The 19,560-nt window shown below is 68.1% G+C and carries 15 protein-coding genes; 14 read left to right on the top strand and 1 reads right to left on the bottom strand.

Going from position 1 to position 19,560, the window contains the following annotated elements; translation table 11 throughout:
* The first annotated feature begins 56 nt into the window (after positions 1 to 56).
* The 14 genes from ABZ720_RS06605 to ABZ720_RS06540 all read left to right on the top strand — a co-directional run bounded on the left by ABZ720_RS06605 (position 57) and on the right by ABZ720_RS06540 (position 16,996).
* Complete coding sequence (locus ABZ720_RS06605) at positions 57 to 1,082, top strand: DctP family TRAP transporter solute-binding subunit (protein WP_366554715.1); 1,026 nt, start codon at positions 57 to 59, stop codon at positions 1,080 to 1,082.
* 71 nt (positions 1,083 to 1,153) lie between these two features.
* On the top strand, positions 1,154 to 1,696 hold the full coding sequence (locus tag ABZ720_RS06600) for a TRAP transporter small permease (RefSeq protein WP_366554714.1): 543 nt from the start codon (positions 1,154 to 1,156) through the stop codon (positions 1,694 to 1,696).
* Positions 1,697 to 1,700: 4 nt separating this feature from the next.
* Positions 1,701 to 3,002 carry a TRAP transporter large permease gene (locus ABZ720_RS06595; protein WP_366554713.1) on the top strand — a complete coding sequence of 434 codons (1,302 nt, stop codon included), beginning with the start codon at positions 1,701 to 1,703 and terminating at the stop codon, positions 3,000 to 3,002.
* 24 nt (positions 3,003 to 3,026) lie between these two features.
* A complete protein-coding gene (locus tag ABZ720_RS06590; RefSeq protein ID WP_366554712.1) occupies positions 3,027 to 4,766 on the top strand; it encodes a thiamine pyrophosphate-binding protein in 1,740 nt (579 codons plus the stop codon).
* Positions 4,767 to 4,771: 5 nt separating this feature from the next.
* Positions 4,772 to 5,566: an alpha/beta hydrolase family protein gene (locus tag ABZ720_RS06585; protein ID WP_366554711.1), complete on the top strand. Its 795-nt coding sequence runs from the start codon at positions 4,772 to 4,774 to the stop codon at positions 5,564 to 5,566.
* Positions 5,567 to 5,794: 228 nt separating this feature from the next.
* On the top strand, positions 5,795 to 8,680 hold the full coding sequence (locus tag ABZ720_RS06580; protein WP_366554710.1) for a molybdopterin oxidoreductase family protein: 2,886 nt from the start codon (positions 5,795 to 5,797) through the stop codon (positions 8,678 to 8,680).
* Entirely contained in the window at positions 8,677 to 9,426 is a 750-nt protein-coding gene (locus ABZ720_RS06575; RefSeq protein WP_366554709.1) for a 4Fe-4S dicluster domain-containing protein, read from the top strand. Before ABZ720_RS06580 ends, ABZ720_RS06575 begins: the two co-directional genes overlap by 4 nt.
* Positions 9,427 to 9,460: 34 nt before the next feature.
* Positions 9,461 to 10,402, top strand: a complete 942-nt coding sequence (locus ABZ720_RS06570; RefSeq protein ID WP_366554708.1) for a dimethyl sulfoxide reductase anchor subunit family protein — start codon at positions 9,461 to 9,463, stop codon at positions 10,400 to 10,402.
* Positions 10,403 to 10,526: 124 nt separating this feature from the next.
* Entirely contained in the window at positions 10,527 to 11,636 is a 1,110-nt protein-coding gene (locus ABZ720_RS06565) for an S-(hydroxymethyl)glutathione dehydrogenase/class III alcohol dehydrogenase (protein WP_366554707.1), read from the top strand.
* 85 nt (positions 11,637 to 11,721) lie between these two features.
* Complete coding sequence (gene fghA, locus ABZ720_RS06560; RefSeq protein ID WP_366554706.1) at positions 11,722 to 12,567, top strand: S-formylglutathione hydrolase; 846 nt, start codon at positions 11,722 to 11,724, stop codon at positions 12,565 to 12,567.
* Between the two features lie 93 nt (positions 12,568 to 12,660).
* Positions 12,661 to 14,544 (top strand): tRNA uridine-5-carboxymethylaminomethyl(34) synthesis enzyme MnmG, encoded by a 1,884-nt coding sequence (mnmG, locus tag ABZ720_RS06555; protein WP_366554705.1) that lies wholly within the window; start codon positions 12,661 to 12,663, stop codon positions 14,542 to 14,544.
* A gap of 4 nt (positions 14,545 to 14,548) precedes the next feature.
* On the top strand, positions 14,549 to 15,184 hold the full coding sequence (gene rsmG / locus ABZ720_RS06550) for a 16S rRNA (guanine(527)-N(7))-methyltransferase RsmG (RefSeq protein WP_366554704.1): 636 nt from the start codon (positions 14,549 to 14,551) through the stop codon (positions 15,182 to 15,184).
* Positions 15,181 to 16,035, top strand: a complete 855-nt coding sequence (locus ABZ720_RS06545; protein ID WP_366554703.1) for a ParA family protein — start codon at positions 15,181 to 15,183, stop codon at positions 16,033 to 16,035. The genes rsmG and ABZ720_RS06545 overlap by 4 nt, the downstream gene beginning before the upstream one ends.
* Positions 16,036 to 16,066: 31 nt before the next feature.
* On the top strand, positions 16,067 to 16,996 hold the full coding sequence (locus ABZ720_RS06540) for a ParB/RepB/Spo0J family partition protein (RefSeq protein ID WP_366554702.1): 930 nt from the start codon (positions 16,067 to 16,069) through the stop codon (positions 16,994 to 16,996).
* Between the two features lie 12 nt (positions 16,997 to 17,008).
* Here ABZ720_RS06540 and ABZ720_RS06535 read toward each other — a convergent pair whose 3' ends face one another.
* Positions 17,009 to 19,537, bottom strand: a complete 2,529-nt coding sequence (locus ABZ720_RS06535; protein WP_366554701.1) for a TIGR02302 family protein — start codon at positions 19,535 to 19,537, stop codon at positions 17,009 to 17,011.
* Positions 19,538 to 19,560 lie beyond the last annotated feature (23 nt).

Here is a 19,560-nt window from a genome sequence, read left to right as displayed (position 1 = left end):
CGGACGGAGCGCCTCGAGGCGCTCCATCCGCATTTCGAGGGAGGAATAGGAAAACAATGCTGCGTATGAAACATCTGGCGGCGGCAGCCGTCGTCGCGGTGGCCGGCCTGCAGGCCGGGCCGCTGATGGCCCAGGACTACAAGGACGAGTACCGCATCTCCACCGTGGTGCCTGCCCCCTTCCCCTGGGGCATCGCTGCGGAAACTTGGGCCGAGCTCGTCGATGAGCGCACCGAGGGCCGCATCAAGATGCAGGTCTATCCGGGCGCACAGCTGGTGCAGGGCGACCAGACCCGCGAGTTCACCGCGCTGCGCCGCGGCATAATCGACATGGCGGTCGGCTCCACCATCAACTGGTCGCCGCAGATCGTGGAGATGAACATCTTCTCCATGCCCTTCCTGATGCCGGACTACGACGCGCTGGACGCCCTGACCGGCGGCCCGGTGGGTGAGCGCATCTTCGAGCTGGTCCAGGAAAACGGCGTGGTGCCGCTGGGCTGGGCCGAGAACGGCTTCCGCGAACTCACCAACTCCCAGCACGAAGTCCGCAAGCCAGCAGACCTGGAAGGCCTGAAGATGCGCGTGGTCGGCTCGCCGATCTACAACGACATGTTCACCGCGCTGGGCGCCAACCCGACCCAGATGAGCTGGGCCGACGCCCAGCCCGCACTCACCACCGGTGCCGTCGACGGGCAGGAAAACCCCATGTCGATGTACGCCGTGCTGAACATGCACGAGCTGGGTCAGAGCTATGTGACCCTCTGGCACTATGTTGCCGACCCGCTGATCTTCGCGGTCAACCAGGGCGTCTGGGACTCCTTCACCGAGGAAGACCAGGCGATCGTGCGCCAGGCCGCGCTCGATGCCGGCGCGCACGGCATCGACGTGGCCCGCAAGGGCCTGGTGGGCGACGACCAGAGCCTGATCGAAGAGATCCGCGGCATGGGCGTGACCATCGTCGAGCTCACCGAAGAAGAGCGTGAAGCCTTCGTGGAGGCCACGCGTCCGGTCTACGAGGAGTGGCGTGAGCGCATCGGCGCCGACCTCGTCGACATGGCTGAAGAGTCCGTCGCCAACCGGTAAGCAACGAAAGCGAACCCCACCGCCGGGCCCCCGGCGGTGGGGTTGTTTCTGTGGCCAAAGCGAGCTGCCTCATGAGCGATCAGATTCCCCCTGAAACGGAACCGCAGCCAGCCGACCCGGCCGCGCACACGCGTATCCCGATCAAGATCGAAGAGGCCTTGGGCGCCGCGGCCATGGCCGCGATCTGCGTGATTTCCTTCGGCAATGTCGTAGTGCGCTATGCCACCAACGTCTCTTTTGCCTTCACCGAAGAGTTCTCGGTCTTCCTGCTGGTGTTCATGACCTTCGTCGGCTCGTCTGCCGCCTTCGCGACCGGCCAGCACATCCGCATATCCTTTTTCCTGAAGCGCCTGCCCACGCCGATTCAGTGGGTCTGCGAGATCATCACGCTGCTGGCCACCACCGGTCTCTTCTCCCTCATTCTCTACTACAGCGCCCAGGTGACCTGGGACGAGTGGTACTGGGGCGAGACTTCGCCGGGACTGGGCTATCCCACCTGGATTTACACCGTGTGGCTTCCGGTTCTGTCCCTCGCAATTCTGCTGCGCCTCTTTGGCCGCGCCTGGGCCTGGCTGCGCCCGGGTCCGCAGCGTTATCAGCCGGAAGCGGACTAGCACCATGTTCGAAGCCAATCTCGCCCTGCTGCTGGTCTTCGCCGCCTTGATGCTCATCGGCACCCCCATTGCGGTGGCCTTGGGGGTCGGCGGCACCGTTGGCATTCTCCTGGGCCTCGATACCTTTGCGCTGGGGACCCTGGGCACCAACACCTACAACGGCATCGCCAAGTACCCGCTGATTGCGATTCCGCTCTTCATCCTGACCGGCATGATTTTCGAGCGCTCGGGCGTGGCCGGTCGCCTGGTCGGCTTTGCCCAGGCCTGCATCGGCCCGCGCCGGGGCGGCCTGGCCCTGGTGGCGATCCTGGTCTGCCTGATCATGGGCGGCATGTCCGGCTCCGGTCCCGCCGATGCCGCCGCAGTGGCCACGGTGATGATCCCTTCCATGCTGCGCGCCGGCTATCCCAAGCCCTTTTCCGCCAGCGTCATCGCCGCTTCGGCCTCCACCGCCATCGTCATCCCGCCCTCCATCGCTCTGATCGTCTATGCGGTGATGGTGCCGGGCACCGACCTGCGCGCGCTGTTCGCTGCCGGCGTCGTGCCCGGCCTGCTGGTCGGGCTGGCCGTGGCCATCCCCACCGTGATTCTCAGCCGTCGCAACAACTTCGGCGAAGCGGAAGTGGCTGAACGGCCGCCATTCTGGCCCAGCTTCTGGGATGCCCTGCCCGGCCTCATGGCCCCGGTCATCATCCTGGGCGGCCTGCGCAGCGGCCTCTTCACCCCGACGGAAACCGCCGTTGTGGCCGTCTTCTACGGTCTGCTGGTGGGAACGCTGCTCTATCGCACCATGGGCTGGCGGGACATCTACCGGGTTCTGGTGGAAAGCGCGAAGATCTCAGCGGTCCTGATGCTGATCGTATCGCTGGCCGGCATCTTCGCCTGGGCCGGCTCCACCATGGGCGCCTTCCGCATGGCCGCCGACGGCCTGCTCACCGTCAGCGACAGCCAGTGGATCATCCTGCTGTTGGTCATGGCCCTGCTGCTACTGGCCGGCATGGTGCTGGACGGTGTGTCCATCTACCTGATCACCCTGCCGCTGCTGGTGCCCATCGTCACCGCCTTCGAATGGTCCTTCGTCTGGTTCGGCATCCTCATGGCCATGAACATCGCCATCGGGCAGTTCACGCCGCCCGTTGCGGTCAATCTCATGGTCACGGCCAGAGTGGCGTCGGTGCCCATCGAGAGCACCTTCCGCTGGGTCGGCTGGATCCTGCTGTCGATGATCACTGCCCTAGGGCTGATCATTGCCTTCCCCGAGATCGCGCTCTGGCTGCCGCGCGTCCTCGGCTACCGCATCACTTGATACCAATGTTGGAGTGAACTCTTCATGACTGACGGCGTCGCTTCGCGCGATAACGAGATGACCGGGGGCGAGGCCCTCGCCCGCATGCTGCAGGCCCATGGCGTGGGCCCCATGTTCGGCATGGGCGGTTTTCAGCTGCTGCCCTTCTACGATGCCGCCCGGCGTCTCGGCCTAGCCCATTCGCTGATCAATGATGAGCGCTGCGGCGTCTTCATGGCCGATGCCTACGCCAAGGTCAGCGGCCGTGTCGGTGTCTGCGATGCCACGCTCGGCCCGGGCGCCACCAACCTGGTCACCGGCCTGGTGGAAGCGCTCAACGCCGGCAGCCCGCTGGTGGTCATCATCGGCGACAGCCATCGCGCACACTCCTGGAAGAACATGACCCAGGAATCGCGCCAGACCGAGATCCTTCGCCCCGCCTGCAAGGAGCTGCTGCGGGTCGAGCAGATCGAGCGCCTGCCGGAACTCGTGCGCCGCGCCTTCCAGGTCGCCACCAGCGGCCGTCCGGGCCCGGTGGTCATCGACCTGCCGGAAGACGTCTGCCATGACACCCACCCCTTCGACAGCGAAGAGCTGAGCGCGGATGCCCGCTGGCAGTCGGCACCGGCGCTGCGCGCACGCCCCGATGCCGAGGATACGGCCAAGGCTGCCGCGCTGCTGATGGAAGCCAAGCGCCCGCTGATCCTGGCCGGCGGAGGTGTGCACCTGTCCCAGGCCGCCGAGAGCCTCCAGGCCTTCGCCGAGGCTGCCGGCATCCCGGTCGCCCACACCATGAGCGGCAAGGGCGCGGTGGCCTGCACCAGCCCGATCAGCGCCGGCCTCTTCGGCCGCTATGACCGCATCGCCAACCAGCTGATCGAGGAAAGCGATTGTCTCCTGGTCGTCGGCTGCAAGCTGGGCGAGATCGCCACCAAGCGCTACACCGTACCACCGCCGGGCAAGACCCTGATCCATCTCGAGGTCTGGGCCGAGGAAATCGGCCGCTGCTACCCGCCCACCGTGCCGCTCTGGGGCGATGCCAAGGCCGGCATCGAGGCCCTGGCCAAGGCGATTGGCGGCCGCGGCCGTGAAGCCCGCGGACCCTGGCTCGCCCAGGTGGTCGAGCAGATGGCCGCCTGGCGCGAAAAGGTGCGCGAGAAGCTGGAAAGCACCGAAACCCCGGTGTCCATGGGCCGTCTGCTGGGCGAGCTCAACAAGGTGCTGCCCGCCGATGCGCTGCTGGTTGCCGACGGCGGCTTCGCGGCCCACTGGGGCGGCCTCCTGTACGACAGCAAGCAGCCCGGCCGCGGCTTCGTGCCCGACCGCGGTTTCGCCTCCATCGGTTACGGCCTGCCGGGCGCCATGGGCTGCAAGCTGGCAGCACCCGAGCGTCCGGTGGTGGCGCTCACCGGCGACGGCGGCTTCAACATGGTGTTGGGCGAGCTGGAAACCGCCCGCCGCCTGGGCCTCGCGGTTACCATCATCGTCGTCAACAACGCGGCCTCGGGCTACGTGAAGGCGCTGCAGCACCTGATGTACGGCGAAGGTGCCTATCAGTCGAGCGACCTGGCGGAAACCGACTACGCCAAGGTGGCCGATGCGCTCGGCTGCAAGGGCATTCGCGTGGAGGATCCGGAAGCGCTGCATGGCGCCCTGGAGACGGCGCTGGCTGAAAAGGGCCGGCCCACCATTCTCGACGTGGTCGTCACCCGCGACCCGGCCAAGATGTTGCCGGGCGTCGACAACCGCGCCGCCAAGGTGCGCAAGGGCGACCGGGTCGCCTGAGCGCCATGGCCCCACCGCTCCTCGCCGATACCGTCACCCGCCTCGGCCCCGAGGCGGTGGGCGCCGTCCTGGTCACCGGGTCGCACGGCGGCGTCTATGCCGCCTATCTCGCGGCCCGGGCCGGACTGCGGGCCGTCATCTTCAATGACGCCGGTGTCGGCCTGGAGGAGGCGGGGGTCGCCGGCCTTGCCTGGTTGGAGGAAAGAGGCATCGCTGCCGCCGCAGTCGATCACGCCAGCGCGCGCATCGGCGAGGCGGCCGACATGCTAAACCGCGGGCGCATCTCCCGGGTCAACCACCAGGCCCGGGCTTGCGGCGTGGCAAGGGGGCAGGACTGCGCCCAGGCAGCGGCCTTGTTGGAGGCCGCCGAGGCGGTTGCGCTGGAGGTCGCGCCCATGCGCGAGGCGCGCCAGGTGATCGAGAGGCGCCACTGTCGCCTGGTGCTGATCGATTCCGCCGCGCTGGTGCAGCCCGAGGATGCCGGACAGGTGGTGATCACCGGCTCCCATGGCGCGCTCTTCGGCGGGGATCCGGCCAATGCGCTGAAGGCTGACGCTCGGCTGGCCGTCTTCAACGACGCCGGTCTCGGCCCCGACGAGGTGGGTGCTTCGCGCCTGCCGGCACTGCAGGGCCGCGGCATCGCCGCCGTCACCGTCGCCGCCGCCAGCGCCCGCATCGGCGACGCCCGCTCGGCGCTCGAGAGCGGCATCATAAGCCGCGCCAATCCCCTGGCCCAAGCCCTGGGTGCGCGGGAAGGCATGGCCTTGCGCGATCTCATGAACAGCCTGACCGGGCTGTAGAGCGCCTGGCGGTCCCAGGCTGAAGCCCACTCCGCCTCCAGCGCCGTATCGAACTGGCCTTCGGCGGTGCGGGTGAGCTCCCTGTCGCTCCCCTTCGGCTGCATCTGAACGCGCCCCGGTCTTGCGTACCGGCCTCGGCTGCGAAGCCTTTGTCACTTCGGGCTGTTGTCCGACGAATCTTGCCATTAGGCTGGCTTGCAAAGAGTCACGGGGAGAGGCGGCAAGCCGATGGCGGAGCCGAGGGTCGAGACCTCGCTGAAAAGCTGGGACGAGGTGAAGTCCACCACCTGCTACATGTGCGCCTGCCGCTGCGGCATTCAGGTGCATCTGAAGGACGGTCAGGTGCGGCACATCGAGGGCAACCGTGACCATCCGGTCAACAAGGGCGTCCTCTGTGGCAAGGGCTCGGCCGGCATCCAGCAGCACCTCTCGCCGGCCCGACTGACCCAGCCCCTGCGCCGGGTCGGCCCGCGCGGCGCCGGTCAGTTCGAGCCGATTTCCTGGGAGGAGGCCCTGGCCACGGCGAGCGATTGGCTGGCGGAAATCCGTGCCAGCGACCCGCGCAAGCTGGCCTTCTTCACCGGCCGCGACCAGTCGCAGGCGCTCACCGGATGGTGGGCGCAGCAGTTCGGCACGCCCAACTTCGCCGCCCATGGCGGTTTCTGCTCCGTGAACATGGCGGCCGCCGGGCTCTATACCTTCGGCGGCTCCTTCTGGGAGTTCGGCGAGCCGGACTGGGCGCACACGCGCCTCTTCCTGCTCTTCGGCGTGGCCGAGGACCACAGCTCGAACCCCATCAAGATCGGCCTGGGCAAGCTGAAGGCCCGCGGCGCCAAGGTGGTCTCGATCAATCCGGTGCGCAGCGGCTATTCCGCCATCGCCGACGAGTGGGTCGGCATCCGCCCCGGCACCGACGGCCTGCTGGTCGGTGCGCTGATTCACGAGCTGCTGCGCGCGGGCAAGGTCGACCTCGAGTACCTGCAGCGCCACAGCGATGCCGCCTGGCTGGTGATCCAGGATCCCGGCGGCGCCGAGGACGGCCTGATCGCCCGAAGCGAGGCTGGAGACCCCCTGGTGCGCCACCGCAGCACGGGCGCGCTGCTCCCCGCGAAGGACGCGGGGGAAGAGGCGGCGCTCCATGGCGACTGCGTGTTATCGGATGGCCGCAAGGCCATCCCCTCGTTTCAGTTGCTGGTCGAGCGCTTTCTGGACGAGGCCTACAGTCCCGAGCGCGTGGCCGAGGCCTGCGGCGTGCCGGCGGAGACGATCCGCCGTCTGGCCGCCGAGATCGCCCAGGCCGCCTTCGAGGAGGCGATCGAGCTAGACATTCCCTGGACCGACAGCCAGGGCCGACGCCACGAGAAAACGCGCGGGCGGCCGGTGGCCCTGCATGCCATGCGCGGCATCTCCGCTCACTCCAACGGCTTCCAGACCTGCCGGCTGCTCCACCTCCTGCAGCTCCTGATCGGCAGCATCGATGTGCCCGGCGGCTTTCTCTACAAGCCGCCCTACCCCAAGCCGCCCCCGCCGGGGATCAAGCCGGCGGGCAAGCCGGGCCAGGTCGAGGCAGGCAAGCCACTCCCCGGCCCGCCGCTCGGCTTCGTCACCGGCCCCGAGGACCTGCTGGTGGACAGCGAAGGCCGGCCGCAGCGCATCGACAAGGCGTTTTCCTGGGAGGCGCCGCTGGCCGCTCACGGCCTGATGCAACGGGTGATCGCCAATGCGGCGCAGCGCGACCCCTACGGCATCGAGCTGCTGTTCCTCTACATGGCCAACATGAGCTGGAACTCGGCGGTCAATGTCCCGGACACCATCGCGCATCTGACCGCCACCGATCCCGACAGCGGCGACTATGTCATCCCGCGGATCATCTACTCCGACGCCTATGCCTCGGAGATGGTGGCTTATGCGGACCTGATCCTGCCGGACACCACCTACCTGGAGCGCTGGGACTGCATCTCCCTGCTCGACCGGCCGATTTCCGATGCCGAGGGCGCCGCCGACGCGATCCGCCAGCCGGTGGTGGCGCCCGACCGGGACGTTCGCCCCTTCCAGGACGTGCTGCTCGATTTGGGCGCGCGGCTCGGCCTGCCCGGCATGACGCAGGAAGACGGCACGCCGCGCTTTCCCGGCGGCTATGCCGACTACATCGTCAACCACGAGCGCGCACCCGGCATCGGCCCGCTTGCCGGTTTCCGGGGCGATGACGGCGAGGCCAAGGGCAAGGGCGCGCCGCACCCTCGCCAGCTCGAGCGCTACGTCGAGCAGGGCTGCTTCTGGCGCAGCGAACTGGCGCCCGAGGAGCGCTACTACCGCTTCGACAACCGCGCCTACCTGGACTGGGCGGTCAGCCACGGCTTCCTGCCGAAGGCCGAACCCATCACCCTGCGCCTCTACTGCGAGCCGCTGCAGCGCTTTCGGCTTGCCGCCCAGGCGCATGGCCCCCTTCTCCCGCCCGAGCACGAGCGCGCGCGGCTGACACGCTACTTCGACCCCCTGCCCTTCTGGTACCAGCCGCTCGAGGAGGAGGCGATCGGCGATGCCGCGGCCTATCCGCTGCACGCGGTCACGCAGCGCCCCATGGCCATGTATCACTCCTGGGGCTCGCAGAACGCCTGGCTGCGCCAGATCCACGGCTCGAACTGCCTCTACATGGCCCGAGCCCGCGCCGAGGCGCAGGACCTGGCCGATGGCGATTGGGTGGCGCTGGAAAGCCCGCACGGGCGCATCGTGGTGCAAATCGCGGTGATGGACGGCGTCAACTCGGACACGGTCTGGACCTGGAATGCCATCGGCAAGCGCTCAGGCGCCTGGAATCTGGCGCCGGACGCGCCCGAAGCGCGCAAGGGCTTTCTGCTCAATCATCTGATCGGCGAGCTGCTGCCGGAGCGCGAAGGCGGCTATCGCTACGCCGCCAGCGACCCCATCACGGGGCAAGCCGCCTGGTACGATCTGCGGGTGCGCCTGACCAAGGCGTCCCCCGAGGAAGCGGCGGCGGCCCAGAGCCAGCCGCAGTTTGCCACGCTGCCGCAGCCGCCGGGCAGTGCCACGCGTCCTCGCCTGCGCCGCGGGCCGGGGCAACCCAATCAAAAGCGAGACAGGAAGACGGCATGACCAGCCTGCCCGACACCAGCGCGCCGGGCCAGAAGAAGCTCGGGCTCGTCATCGATCTCGACACCTGCGTGGGCTGCCAGGCCTGCGCCGTCTCCTGCAAGGAGTGGAACGACCAGGGCGTGAGCGCCCCCTTGAGCGACCGCGATCCCTATGGCGCCGATACCTTGGGCGTGTGGCTCAACCGGGTGCACGGCTACGAGGCCGGCGAGGGCAGCGAGGCGCGCGGGGTCCACTTCCCGCGCTCCTGCCTGCACTGCGAGGATGCCGCCTGCGTGACCGTCTGCCCCACCGGGGCCTCCTACAAGCGGGCGGAGGACGGGATCGTGCTGGTCGATCCCGACACCTGTATCGGCTGCAAGCTCTGCGCCTGGGCCTGTCCCTACGGCGCGCGGGAGTACGACCAGGATCACGGGGTGATGAAGAAGTGCACGCTGTGCGTCGACCGCATCTACAACGACAACCTGGCACCCGAGGACCAGGTGCCGGCCTGCGTCAAGGCCTGCCCCACCGGGGCACGCCATTTCGGCGATCTCGGCGACCCCGACAGCGCGGTCTCCCGTCTGGTGGAGGAACGCGAAGGCTACGACCTGCTGCCCGAACTGGGCTATAAGCCGGTCAACAAGTACCTGCCGCCGCGACGCAGAGACGCCGCAGCCGCACCCCCCTCCCTTGCTTCCCTGGCCGGCGAAGGCGACGGCCTGACCGAGCGTTTCTTTCGCTGGGCCGACCGCGTGCTGTCCCGCTGATCCGGCGCGGCGGGACTTTCACAGAGGAGCGAGCATGCATCCTGCCTATTCGGTGATCCTCTTCACCTCGGTGACCGGTGCGGGCTACGGCCTCCTGGGCCTCTTGGGACTGACGGCTGGAACGACGTCCAGCCTGCCCGGCCCCGGCACCCTGACCGCCGCCTTCCTCCTGGCTTTCCTGCTGATCACCGGCGGGCTGCTCGCGTCGACCTTTCATCTCGGCCATCCGGAGCGGGCCTGGCGGGCGCTCAGCCAATGGCGCAGCTCCTGGCTGTCGCGCGAGGGCGTGCTGGCGCTGGCCACCTACCCGCCGGCGCTGGTCTTCGCCTGGCTCGCCATCACCGACCATGACGGCGCGCTGCTGCGTGTACTGGGGTTGGTGACCGCCTTTCTCTGCGCCGTCACCGTCGTGGCCACGGGCATGATCTATGCCTCCCTGGCCACGATCCGCCAGTGGCACCAGCCGCTGGTGGTGCCGGTCTACCTGGCCTTCGCCCTGGCCAGCGGCGCCACGCTGCTGCTGGGATTCGCGGTGCTGGGAGGCCAGATGCAGTCCGGCCACTTGATCCTGGCTGGCGGCACGCTGGTCCTCGCCCTGCTGCTCAAGACGCTCTACTGGCGCGCCATCGACCAGGAGCCTCGTGATCTCGACATGGGCAAGGCCACCGGTCTGGGCCACCTGGGCCGCGTGCGGCAGTGGGAGGCCGGGCACACGGCCGAGAACTTCGTCCAGCAGGAGATGGGCTACCGCATTGCCCGCCGTCACGCCGGAAAGCTCCGCCGTCTGGTGACCCTCGGCCTGGCTATTGCACTGCTCTGCGTGCTGCTGACCGCCACCCTGCCTGGCACCCTGGGCGCTTTCTGCGCACTGCTCGCCCTGGCCTTTACCCTGGCCACGACACTGGTGGAGCGCTGGCTCTTCTTCGCCGAGGCGCAACACGTGGTCACGCTCTTCTATGGTGCGGAGCGGGCCTGAGCCGCCGGCGAGGTCCTGGGCGACCCTGACGCCTTTTGATGCCGGATCGTCTCATCCGGGTCTTGCCCCGCATCGCGGCGGCGGAGAGGATGCAGCACGCTCTTTGACAAGGAGGAGAGATCCCATGGACGTGCGTGCAGCGGTGGCCTTCGAGGCCGGCAAGCCCCTTTCCATCGAGACGGTGCAGCTCGAGGGACCGAAGGAAGGCGAGGTTTTGATCGAAGTGAAGGCGACCGGCATCTGCCACACGGACGCCTTCACCCTCTCCGGCGATGACCCCGAAGGGCAGTTTCCGGCCATTCTGGGCCATGAGGGCGCGGGCGTGGTGGTCGAGGTCGGCCCGGGCGTGAAGAGCCTGAAGCCGGGCGATCACGTGATCCCGCTCTATACGCCCGAGTGCCGCGAGTGCGAGTACTGCCTCAACCCCAAGACCAACCTCTGTCAGGCGGTGCGCAGCACCCAGGGTCAGGGCGTGATGCCGGATGGCACCAGCCGCTTCTCTTTGAACGGCAAGCCCATTCTGCACTACATGGGCTGCTCCACCTTTTCCAACTACACGGTGCTGCCGGAGATCGCGCTGGCGAAGATCCGCGAGGACGCGCCCTTCGACAAGGTCTGCTACATCGGCTGCGGCGTCACCACCGGCGTCGGCGCCGTGGTCAACACCGCCAAGGTCGAGCCCGGCTCCAACGTGGTGATCTTCGGCTTGGGCGGCATCGGCCTCAACGTGATCCAAGCCGCGCGCATGGTGGGCGCCGACATGATCGTCGGTGTGGATATCAACCCGGCGCGCGAGGCACTGGGCCGCAAGTTCGGCATGACCCACTTCGTCAATCCGAAGGAGGTCGAGGGCGATCTCGTGCCGCATCTGGTGGAACTCACCAAGGGCGGCGCCGACTATTCCTTCGAGTGCATCGGCAACACCCAGACCATGCGCCAGGCGCTGGAGTGCTGCCACAAGGGCTGGGGTGAATCGATCATCATCGGTGTCGCCGGCGCCGGGCAGGAAATTTCCACCCGCCCCTTCCAGCTGGTGACCGGTCGTTCCTGGCGCGGCACGGCCTTCGGCGGCGCCCGCGGACGCACCGATGTGCCGAAGATCGTCGACTGGTACATGGAGGGTAAGCTCAACATCGACGACATGATCACCCACACCATGCCGCTGGATCGCATCAACGAGGCCTTCGACCTGATGCACGCCGGCAAGTCGATCCGCTCCGTCGTCGTCTACTAGACCGGATCGCGTTCCACTTGGATCGCAAAGCGATGCCAATTGAACGCGGTCTGCACTAAGCCTGAATACAGGAGGGTCACCGCCCATGTCACTGGAAACCATCGCCGAGAACCGCTGCTTCGACGGGCTCCAGGGCGTCTATCGCCACGACTCCCAGGCCTGCAACGGTCCGATGCGCTTTGCGCTCTACCGGCCGCCGCAGGCCCTGGCGGGCGAGGCCTGCCCGGTGGTGACCTTCCTCTCGGGCCTCACCTGCACCGAGGAGAACTTCACGGTGAAGGCCGGCGCCCAGCGGGTGGCCGCCGAGCTGGGGCTGATTCTGGTCGCGCCCGACACCTCGCCGCGCAACCAGGGCATCCCCGGAGAGGATGACAGCTACGACTTCGGCAGCGGCGCGGGCTTCTACCTCGACGCCACCCAGACGCCCTGGTCCAAGGCCTACCGCATGGAAAGCTATCTCACCCGGGACCTGCCGGCCGTCTTGGAGGAACACTTTCAGGCCGACTGGTCGCGCCAAGGCATCATGGGCCACTCCATGGGCGGCCACGGCGCATTGACCCTGCACTTCAAGAACCGGGAGCGTTGGCAGTCGGTTTCCACCTTTGCCCCCATCGTCGCCCCCATGCAGGTGCCCTGGGGCCAGAAAGCCTTCACGGGCTATCTGGGTGACGACCGTTCAACGTGGGAGGCCTATGACGCCTCTGCCCTGGTGCGGGCGCGACCCTCCGGGGCCGAGATCCTCATAGACCAAGGGACGGCCGACAATTTCCTGAGCGAGCAGCTCCGTCCGGAGCTTTTCGAGCAGGCCTGTCGCGATGCGGGTCAGCCGCTGCAGCTGCGGATGCAAGAGGGCTACGACCACTCCTATTTCTTCATTGCGAGCTTCATCGAAGACCACCTGCGCCATCACGCCGCCGCCTTGCGGGGCTGAGCGCCCGACTCGTCCTTCCCCTGAGCAGGCGTTTCACGTGAAACGCCTGCAACGGCCTTGACCCCTTCGACGGCTTTTGCGCATCTTGCCGTTATGCGCAGATTCGATGTCATTGTCGTCGGCGGAGGTCATGCGGGCTGCGAGGCCGCAGCCGCGGCTGCCCGGCTCGGCGCCAACACTCTCCTTCTTACCCACGATCCTGCCCGGATCGGCGAGATGTCCTGCAACCCGGCCATTGGCGGCCTGGGCAAGGGCCATCTGGTGCGCGAGATCGACGCACTGGACGGCCTCATGGGCCGCGCCATCGACCGGGCCGGCATCCAGTTCCGCCTGCTCAACCGCAGCAAGGGCGCGGCCGTTCGTGGCCCGCGCGCCCAAGCCGACCGCAAACTCTATCGCGCTGCGGTCCAGGCGCTGCTGCGCGAGCAGGCCAACCTGACCATCGAGGCAGCGGCCGTCGAAGATCTCACTCTTGATAGCCAGGGGCGCTGCAGCGGTGTGGCAACGGCGACGGGCGAGACCTTCGCAGCAGGCGCCGTGGTACTGACCACCGGCACCTTCCTGCGCGGCTTGATCCACATCGGAACTGAGCGCATCCCCGCCGGCAGAGCAGGCGAGGCGCCGGCGATGGGGCTCTCCGCCACGCTGGAGCGCTGTGGCTTTCGCCTCGGCCGCCTCAAAACCGGCACGCCGCCGCGGCTCGACGGGCGCAGTATCGACTATGCCAGCCTAACGCCCCAGCCGGGTGACGACCCGCCGCAGCCCTTCTCGACCCTGACCGAGCGGATCGAAACGCCCCAGATCGACTGCCACATCACCCACACCACGCCGGCGGTGCACGCCCTGATTCGCGACAACCTGTACCAGGCGCCGCTCTACTCCGGGCAGATCGAGTCCGTCGGCCCGCGCTACTGCCCCTCGATCGAGGACAAGGTGGTGCGCTTTGCCGAGCGTGAACGCCACCAGATCTTTCTCGAACCCGAAGGTCTGGACGACCATACCGTCTACCCGAATGGCATCTCCACCTCCCTGCCGCGCGACGTGCAGCAAGCCCTGCTGCACCAGATCCCCGGGCTAGAGCAGGTCGTCATGCTGCAGCCCGGCTATGCCATCGAGTACGATCACGTGGACCCCCGCGAGCTGGAACCCAGCCTGGAGACCCGGCGCCTGCCCGGCCTCTATCTTGCCGGCCAGATCAACGGCACCACAGGTTACGAAGAGGCCGGCGCGCAAGGCCTGATCGCCGGCCTCAACGCGGCCGTGGCAGCGGGTGGTAGCGGCGAGATCTTCCAGCTCGATCGCGCAGAGGCCTACATCGGCGTGATGATCGACGACCTGATCACCCGTGGCGTGACCGAGCCCTATCGCATGTTCACCAGCCGGGCCGAGTATCGCCTGCAGTTGCGGGCCGACAATGCCGACCAGCGCCTGACCGACCACGGCATCGCGCTGGGCTGCGTCGGGCAAGAACGCCAGGATGCCTTTCGCGCCAAGCAACAGGCGCTGGGTAGGGCGAAAGACCAACTCACGGGCCTGTCCGCCACCCCCGATGCCCTGCAGCGCGCAGGCATCGAGGTCAACCGTGACGGCCAGCGCCGCACCGCCTTCGACCTGCTGCGCTATCCCGACATCACCCTACCCCGGCTCGCCGCCCTCTGGCCCGAACTGATAGCGCTCTCCCCCGCCGTGGCCGAGCAGATGGAGATCGAGGCGCTCTACGCCGGCTACATCTCGCGGCAGGAAGCCGACATCCGAGCCTATCGCAAGGACGAGGCCCTGCGGATACCGTCGGACCTCGATTTCCACGCCATCCCCTCCCTCTCGAACGAGGTGCGGGAGAAGCTGACCGCGGCCCGCCCGGCAACCCTGGGCGCCGCGGGGCGCATTCCCGGCGTCACGCCCGCCGCGGTCCTGGTGCTGCTGCGCCATCTGCGAGCGCCGGCCAAGCGCCCGGCCAAACCCAGTGATGCGGCCTGAGGCCATGAGCGTCGCCCCTGCACCCCTCAAGCCGGAGGATTTCGCCCGCGCACTGGGCGTTTCACGTGAAACGATGCAGCGCTTGGAGACCTACGCCGGGCTGCTGCAGAAGTGGAATCGCTCCATCAATCTCGTCAGTCGCGAGAGCCTGACCGACCTCTGGCGCCGGCATTTCCTCGACTCGGCCCAGCTCATCGCCTTCCTGCCACCGCCCCCGCCGGATCGGCCGCTGCGCATCCTCGATCTTGGCAGCGGTGCCGGCTTTCCAGGGATGGTGCTGGCGATGCTGGGGGCCGGCGAGGTGCACCTGGTGGAATCCGATCGGCGCAAATGCGCCTTTCTGCGGGAAGTGGCACGCACCACGGGAACGCCGGTATCGGTGCGGCCCCAGCGCATCGAGCACATCGAGGGCCTGCGCGCCGACGTGATCACCGCGCGCGCCCTGGCGCCGCTGGACCGGCTGCTCGACTACGCCCGGCCCCTGCTGCTGCCCGAGGGCGTCTGTCTTTTCCTCAAGGGCCGTGCCGTGGAGCGCGAAATCACCCAGCTGTCCCCGGACCCCAGCTTGCGCATGGAGACCTTTCCCAGCCGCGCCGCCAGCGACAGCGTCATCTTGAGAATAGGGAGTCTTGCCTCATGACGGCCCCAGCGAGTGATCAAAGCGAGTCGGCCACCGTCGAGCGACTTCCCGCCCGCACTCGGGTGCTCGCCGTCGCCAATCAGAAGGGCGGCGTGGGCAAGACGACCACCACCATCAATCTGGGCACGGCCCTCGCCGCCTGTGGCGCCCGGGTCCTGGTCATCGACCTCGACCCGCAGGCCAATGCCAGCACCGGCCTGGGCCTCGATCGCGAGGCAGGGCGCACCACGATCTATGACGTGCTTCTGGGCGGTGTGGACCTTGCCGAGGCTTCCCTGCCCTCGATCGTGCCCAACATGGATGTGCTGCCCTCCTCGGTGGAGCTGTCCGGCGCCGAACTTGAGCTGGTCAACGAACCGCGCCGCGAACGCCGCCTGCGCGAGGCCTTGACCAAGCATCAGGGACGCTGGGATTTCATCCTGATCGACTGCCCCCCCGCCCTTGGCCTGCTGACCGTGAACGCCCTGGTCGCCGCTCATGGCGTAATAGTCCCCCTGCAGGCCGAGTTCTATGCCCTGGAAGGGCTCAGTCACCTCTTGCGCACCATTGATCGCATCCGCCGCGCGCTCAACAGCGTCCTGGAACTGCAGGGCATCGTCCTGACCATGTACGACAGGCGGAACAACCTCTGTGAGATGGTCGCCAACGACGTGCGCCTGCACCTGGGCGACCGGGTTTATGACACCATGATCCCACGCAATGTGCGTGTCTCTGAAGCGCCATCCCACGGCAAACCCGTACTGCTTTACGACCTGCGCTGCAGTGGCTCCCAGGCCTATCTCGGCCTGGCGCGCGAAGTGCTGCAGCGGGAAGGGCGGCCCCTGCCCCCGATTCCGGCTCTCGCATCCTGACTCTGCTTCCTGAACCTGAGGACATGCACCCATGAGCAACTCTGGCACTCCGGCTTCGAAGCGCGGTTTGGGACGCGGCCTGGCCGCTCTCCTGGGCGAAGATGCGACCACCCTGACCCCGGCCTTTAGCGAGAATGGCGAGACGCCGGCCCCACCTCCGGGTCATCGCGTGCCCATCGAATACCTCCACCCAGGTCGTGTGCAGCCGCGGCGTCGCTTCGATGAAAGCCAACTGGAGTCGCTCACGGACTCCGTACGCGCACAGGGCCTGCTCCAACCCATACTCGTGCGTCCGCATCCCGATCGTCCGGGCGAGTACGAAATCGTTGCCGGCGAACGTCGCTGGCGCGCGGCCCAACGCGCTCAGCTCTACGAGGTGCCCGTTCTCCTGCGCGAGCTCAGCGATGTGCAGGCCCTGGAACTGGCCCTGGTGGAGAACGTTCAGCGCCAGGACCTCGACGCCATCGAGGAAGCGGAAGGCTACCGGCGCCTGCTCGAGGAGTTCGGCCATTCCCAGGAGGAGCTGGCCCGCCTGATCGGCAAGAGCCGCCCGCACATCGCCAATACCCTGCGCCTGCTGAACCTCGGCGATCCCGTCAAGGAGCTGGTGCGCGAGGGTAGCCTCTCGGCCGGGCACGCCCGCGCGCTGCTCGGGGCCGACAACCCGGAAGCCCTGGCCGGGGAGGTGGTCAAACGCGGCCTCTCCGTCCGCGAAACCGAGCGCCTGGTGGCCAAGGGACGTGACGACAACGGCGCCGGACGCCCCCGTCGCTCCCAATCGGCCCCGCGGCAGGACAAGGATGCCGACACCCTGGCCCTGGAGCAGGATCTCGCAGCGCTGCTGGGCATGAAGGTCACCATCGACCTGCGCGGGCAGGGCGGCGTGCTCTCCCTGCACTACGATGACCTCGATCAGCTTGACGAAGTGCTGCGGAGGCTCAACCAGGACCCGGCGCGATAGGACTCTGCCGGCTCAGAACTGCCGCAGCAGCCGTTCCAGGTAGTCCAGCTCGATCTCCGGGCGTTCGCGTTCACTGCTGCGCCGCCGCAGTTCGTTGAGGATTTCGCGGGAGCGCTGCAGCGCCGATTCTTCCGGGATCTCGACCCCCTCGCCCGACTCAAGATAGCCGCCCCGGCCACGCCGCCGGCCCAGTGGGTCCATTTCTTCGTCGCCCGGCCGGCCGAAGCTGCTGCCCTCGCCCCCCTGCCCCTCACCAAGCTGCTGGGCAAAGTCCTCGAGCAGCGCTTCCATGCCCCGCTGCAGGTGATCCAGGGCCTCGCCCTGTGGCCCCAGCGCCCGGCCCGAGGAGCCCTGCTGCAGGGCATCACGCGCGGCACGCATCGCCTGTTCCGCTGAGCCGAGGGGTGAGGGAATCGATCCCGTCATGTCGCCCGAGCGCCGCATGAGCTCCCCCAGCTCGCGGCGAAGCTCTTCTTGGGTCTGGGCGTCAGCACCCTCGGTGCCCGGCGCGCGTCCCGGGCTGCCTTCCTCACCCTCGCGGCCGCCCTCACCGTCCTCGGCACCGCGCATGTCGCCACGCTGGTTGCGCTGGAAACTGCGGTCCAGCAGTTCCTGCTGCCGGCTCATCATCTCTTGCAGGTCCTGCATCATCTCGCGCGATTCCTGCAGGCGCTCGTTCAGCTCATTCTGCTGCATCGGCTGTGCCTGCAGGTTCTCCAGCATGCGCTGAAGCTGGGCCAGCAGTTCGCGGGCTTCCTCCCGCGCCCCACTGCGCGCCAGTTCGCGCGCCTGTTCGATCAGTTCCTGCAGATCCTGGCGCTCAAGATTGTCACCACCCGGGGGCTGCTCCTGCGGCGGCAGGTCCTCCAGGCCTTCCATGGCCTGGTCCAGCAGGTTCTCCAGGAACTGGTCGAGCGCCGACTGCAGCTCGTTCATCAGGCGCTCGACCTCTTCCTGCGGCGCATCCTCTTGCAATGCTTCCTGCAACTCCTGCTGCAGCTCCCGCAGCCGGCGCTCGGCGATGGCCACCTCGCCTTCCTCGATCCGCAACGCTAGATCCCAGAGCAGCGCCTGCACCTCCGGCACCGCCGCCTCGCGGCGGTCGAGCAGCAGTCGTTCCGCCGCGGACATGATGCCCAGGGACACCACGAGGTCATTGAAATAGTGGTCCGGCCGCTCCGCCAGCCGGTCCAGGCCACGGGAAACCGGCACCCGAGCGCCAGGATCCAGCGTCAGCTCGCGCCGCAGGTCCGCCAGGGCCCGGGCCACGGGATGATTGAAGGTGCGCGCCGGCAGCACGGTCTCAAAGGCTTCACTGCGCCCGCTCTGCCCGGCCGCATCGACGGCCTCCAGGGTCATGGTCACCGCAATACCCGCCCAGGGGTGCGGTGTGAGATCCTGGAAGCTCTCCGCATCGGCTGGTTCCCCCTGCCCGGCCTCGCCCCGCCGTCCGGGCAAGGGAAGGGAAAGCTGCAGCTGTTCGCCCGCTCCCTGCGCGTCCCGGCGCTCGATCACGGCCGACAGGCTTTCCACGCCATAATCATCGGCCACGCGATAGCGAAAGTGGATAGCGCCGCGCGCCGCACGCGCCGGCGCCGCCAGGAACTCGACCCAGGGCGGTTGATCGGGCACCACCTCAAGGGTCCAGTTGCCCAGCTGCTCGCGCCCGCGGCCGATGCTCAACACACCGCCCTCATGCAGCTCGGCCTCGCTACGGAACACGCCGTCCCTGCGCTCTTCAAGCTCGCCCAGTGCCGTGTCATCCAGGCTCAGCCAGGGCGTGCCGTAGCCGCCCTGAAGCTGCACCAACAAACGGCTCCCCTCGGGCATACTCAGCAGTGTTCCACCCTGCTCCTCGCCGCTGCGGCCTTCGAGATAGTGGGGTGCTGCACCGGTGTAGGCCGGTGGACTGATCCAGGCATCGAGGCGGGCCGGCACCGATTCCGCCGGCGCCGGGGTCCCGGGCACAAGGGCCCGCTCCAGACGTGGCCACCAGGCATCTCCCGCGGTCACCAGCGCGATGACCAGCGGCAGCCCCACCACGGCGCGCAGCCCCACAGAGTCCCGACGCGACCAGCCGGCCCGCGGCCATCCCAGGCGCAGGCGCTGCAACCCGGCCAGCAGGCGTTGGCGATGCAGGTCCCAATAGGCAGCCCGGTCCTCCGAGGTCCCGCCGCCGGCAAGCGGTCGATCCTCCAGCGCGGACAGCGGGCGGTGCGGCACCCCGCTGTCCCGCTCCAGGCGGCGCTGTGCCTCCTCCTGGCGGGGCAGGGCCAGACCGCGCAGGTTCCGGCGCAGCAGCTCGAAAAAGGCCAGCGACAGAACCACCAGCACCAGGCTGTGCGTCCAGAAGCCAAGCCGTGGCAGGACATCAAGGAAGGCGAGGGTGAGAAACAGCCCGAGCACCAGACCCGCGGGCATCAATGCCGGCCAGAGGCGCTCCCAGAGCAGCGCCGCCCGCGCCAGGCCGAGCTTGCGGGCCAGCCCGGGCAGGAGCTTCTTGCCAGACCTGGAAGTCTCGCTTGCGGGTTTGCCGTTCACGACACGCCTTGCCTTTCACGCAG

The organism is Aquibaculum sediminis (genome assembly GCF_040712085.1).
In the GTDB taxonomy this organism is placed as follows: Bacteria; Pseudomonadota; Alphaproteobacteria; order Kiloniellales; family DSM-21159; genus Aquibaculum; species Aquibaculum sediminis.
Note: the sequence above shows the minus strand (reverse complement) of the source record. Positions and strands in the feature narration are given on the sequence as shown.

Coding starts and splice junctions, on each gene's coding strand:
- ABZ720_RS06595 (WP_366554713.1), top strand. CDS start 1,701: ATGTTCGAAGCCAATCTCGCCCTGCTGCTGGTCTTCGCCGCCTTGATG.
- rsmG (WP_366554704.1), top strand. CDS start 14,549: ATGAGCGTCGCCCCTGCACCCCTCAAGCCGGAGGATTTCGCCCGCGCA.
- ABZ720_RS06540 (WP_366554702.1), top strand. CDS start 16,067: ATGAGCAACTCTGGCACTCCGGCTTCGAAGCGCGGTTTGGGACGCGGC.
- ABZ720_RS06565 (WP_366554707.1), top strand. CDS start 10,527: ATGGACGTGCGTGCAGCGGTGGCCTTCGAGGCCGGCAAGCCCCTTTCC.
- ABZ720_RS06590 (WP_366554712.1), top strand. CDS start 3,027: ATGACTGACGGCGTCGCTTCGCGCGATAACGAGATGACCGGGGGCGAG.
- ABZ720_RS06580 (WP_366554710.1), top strand. CDS start 5,795: ATGGCGGAGCCGAGGGTCGAGACCTCGCTGAAAAGCTGGGACGAGGTG.
- ABZ720_RS06600 (WP_366554714.1), top strand. CDS start 1,154: ATGAGCGATCAGATTCCCCCTGAAACGGAACCGCAGCCAGCCGACCCG.
- ABZ720_RS06570 (WP_366554708.1), top strand. CDS start 9,461: ATGCATCCTGCCTATTCGGTGATCCTCTTCACCTCGGTGACCGGTGCG.
- ABZ720_RS06545 (WP_366554703.1), top strand. CDS start 15,181: ATGACGGCCCCAGCGAGTGATCAAAGCGAGTCGGCCACCGTCGAGCGA.
- fghA (WP_366554706.1), top strand. CDS start 11,722: ATGTCACTGGAAACCATCGCCGAGAACCGCTGCTTCGACGGGCTCCAG.
- ABZ720_RS06575 (WP_366554709.1), top strand. CDS start 8,677: ATGACCAGCCTGCCCGACACCAGCGCGCCGGGCCAGAAGAAGCTCGGG.
- mnmG (WP_366554705.1), top strand. CDS start 12,661: ATGCGCAGATTCGATGTCATTGTCGTCGGCGGAGGTCATGCGGGCTGC.
- ABZ720_RS06585 (WP_366554711.1), top strand. CDS start 4,772: ATGGCCCCACCGCTCCTCGCCGATACCGTCACCCGCCTCGGCCCCGAG.
- ABZ720_RS06605 (WP_366554715.1), top strand. CDS start 57: ATGCTGCGTATGAAACATCTGGCGGCGGCAGCCGTCGTCGCGGTGGCC.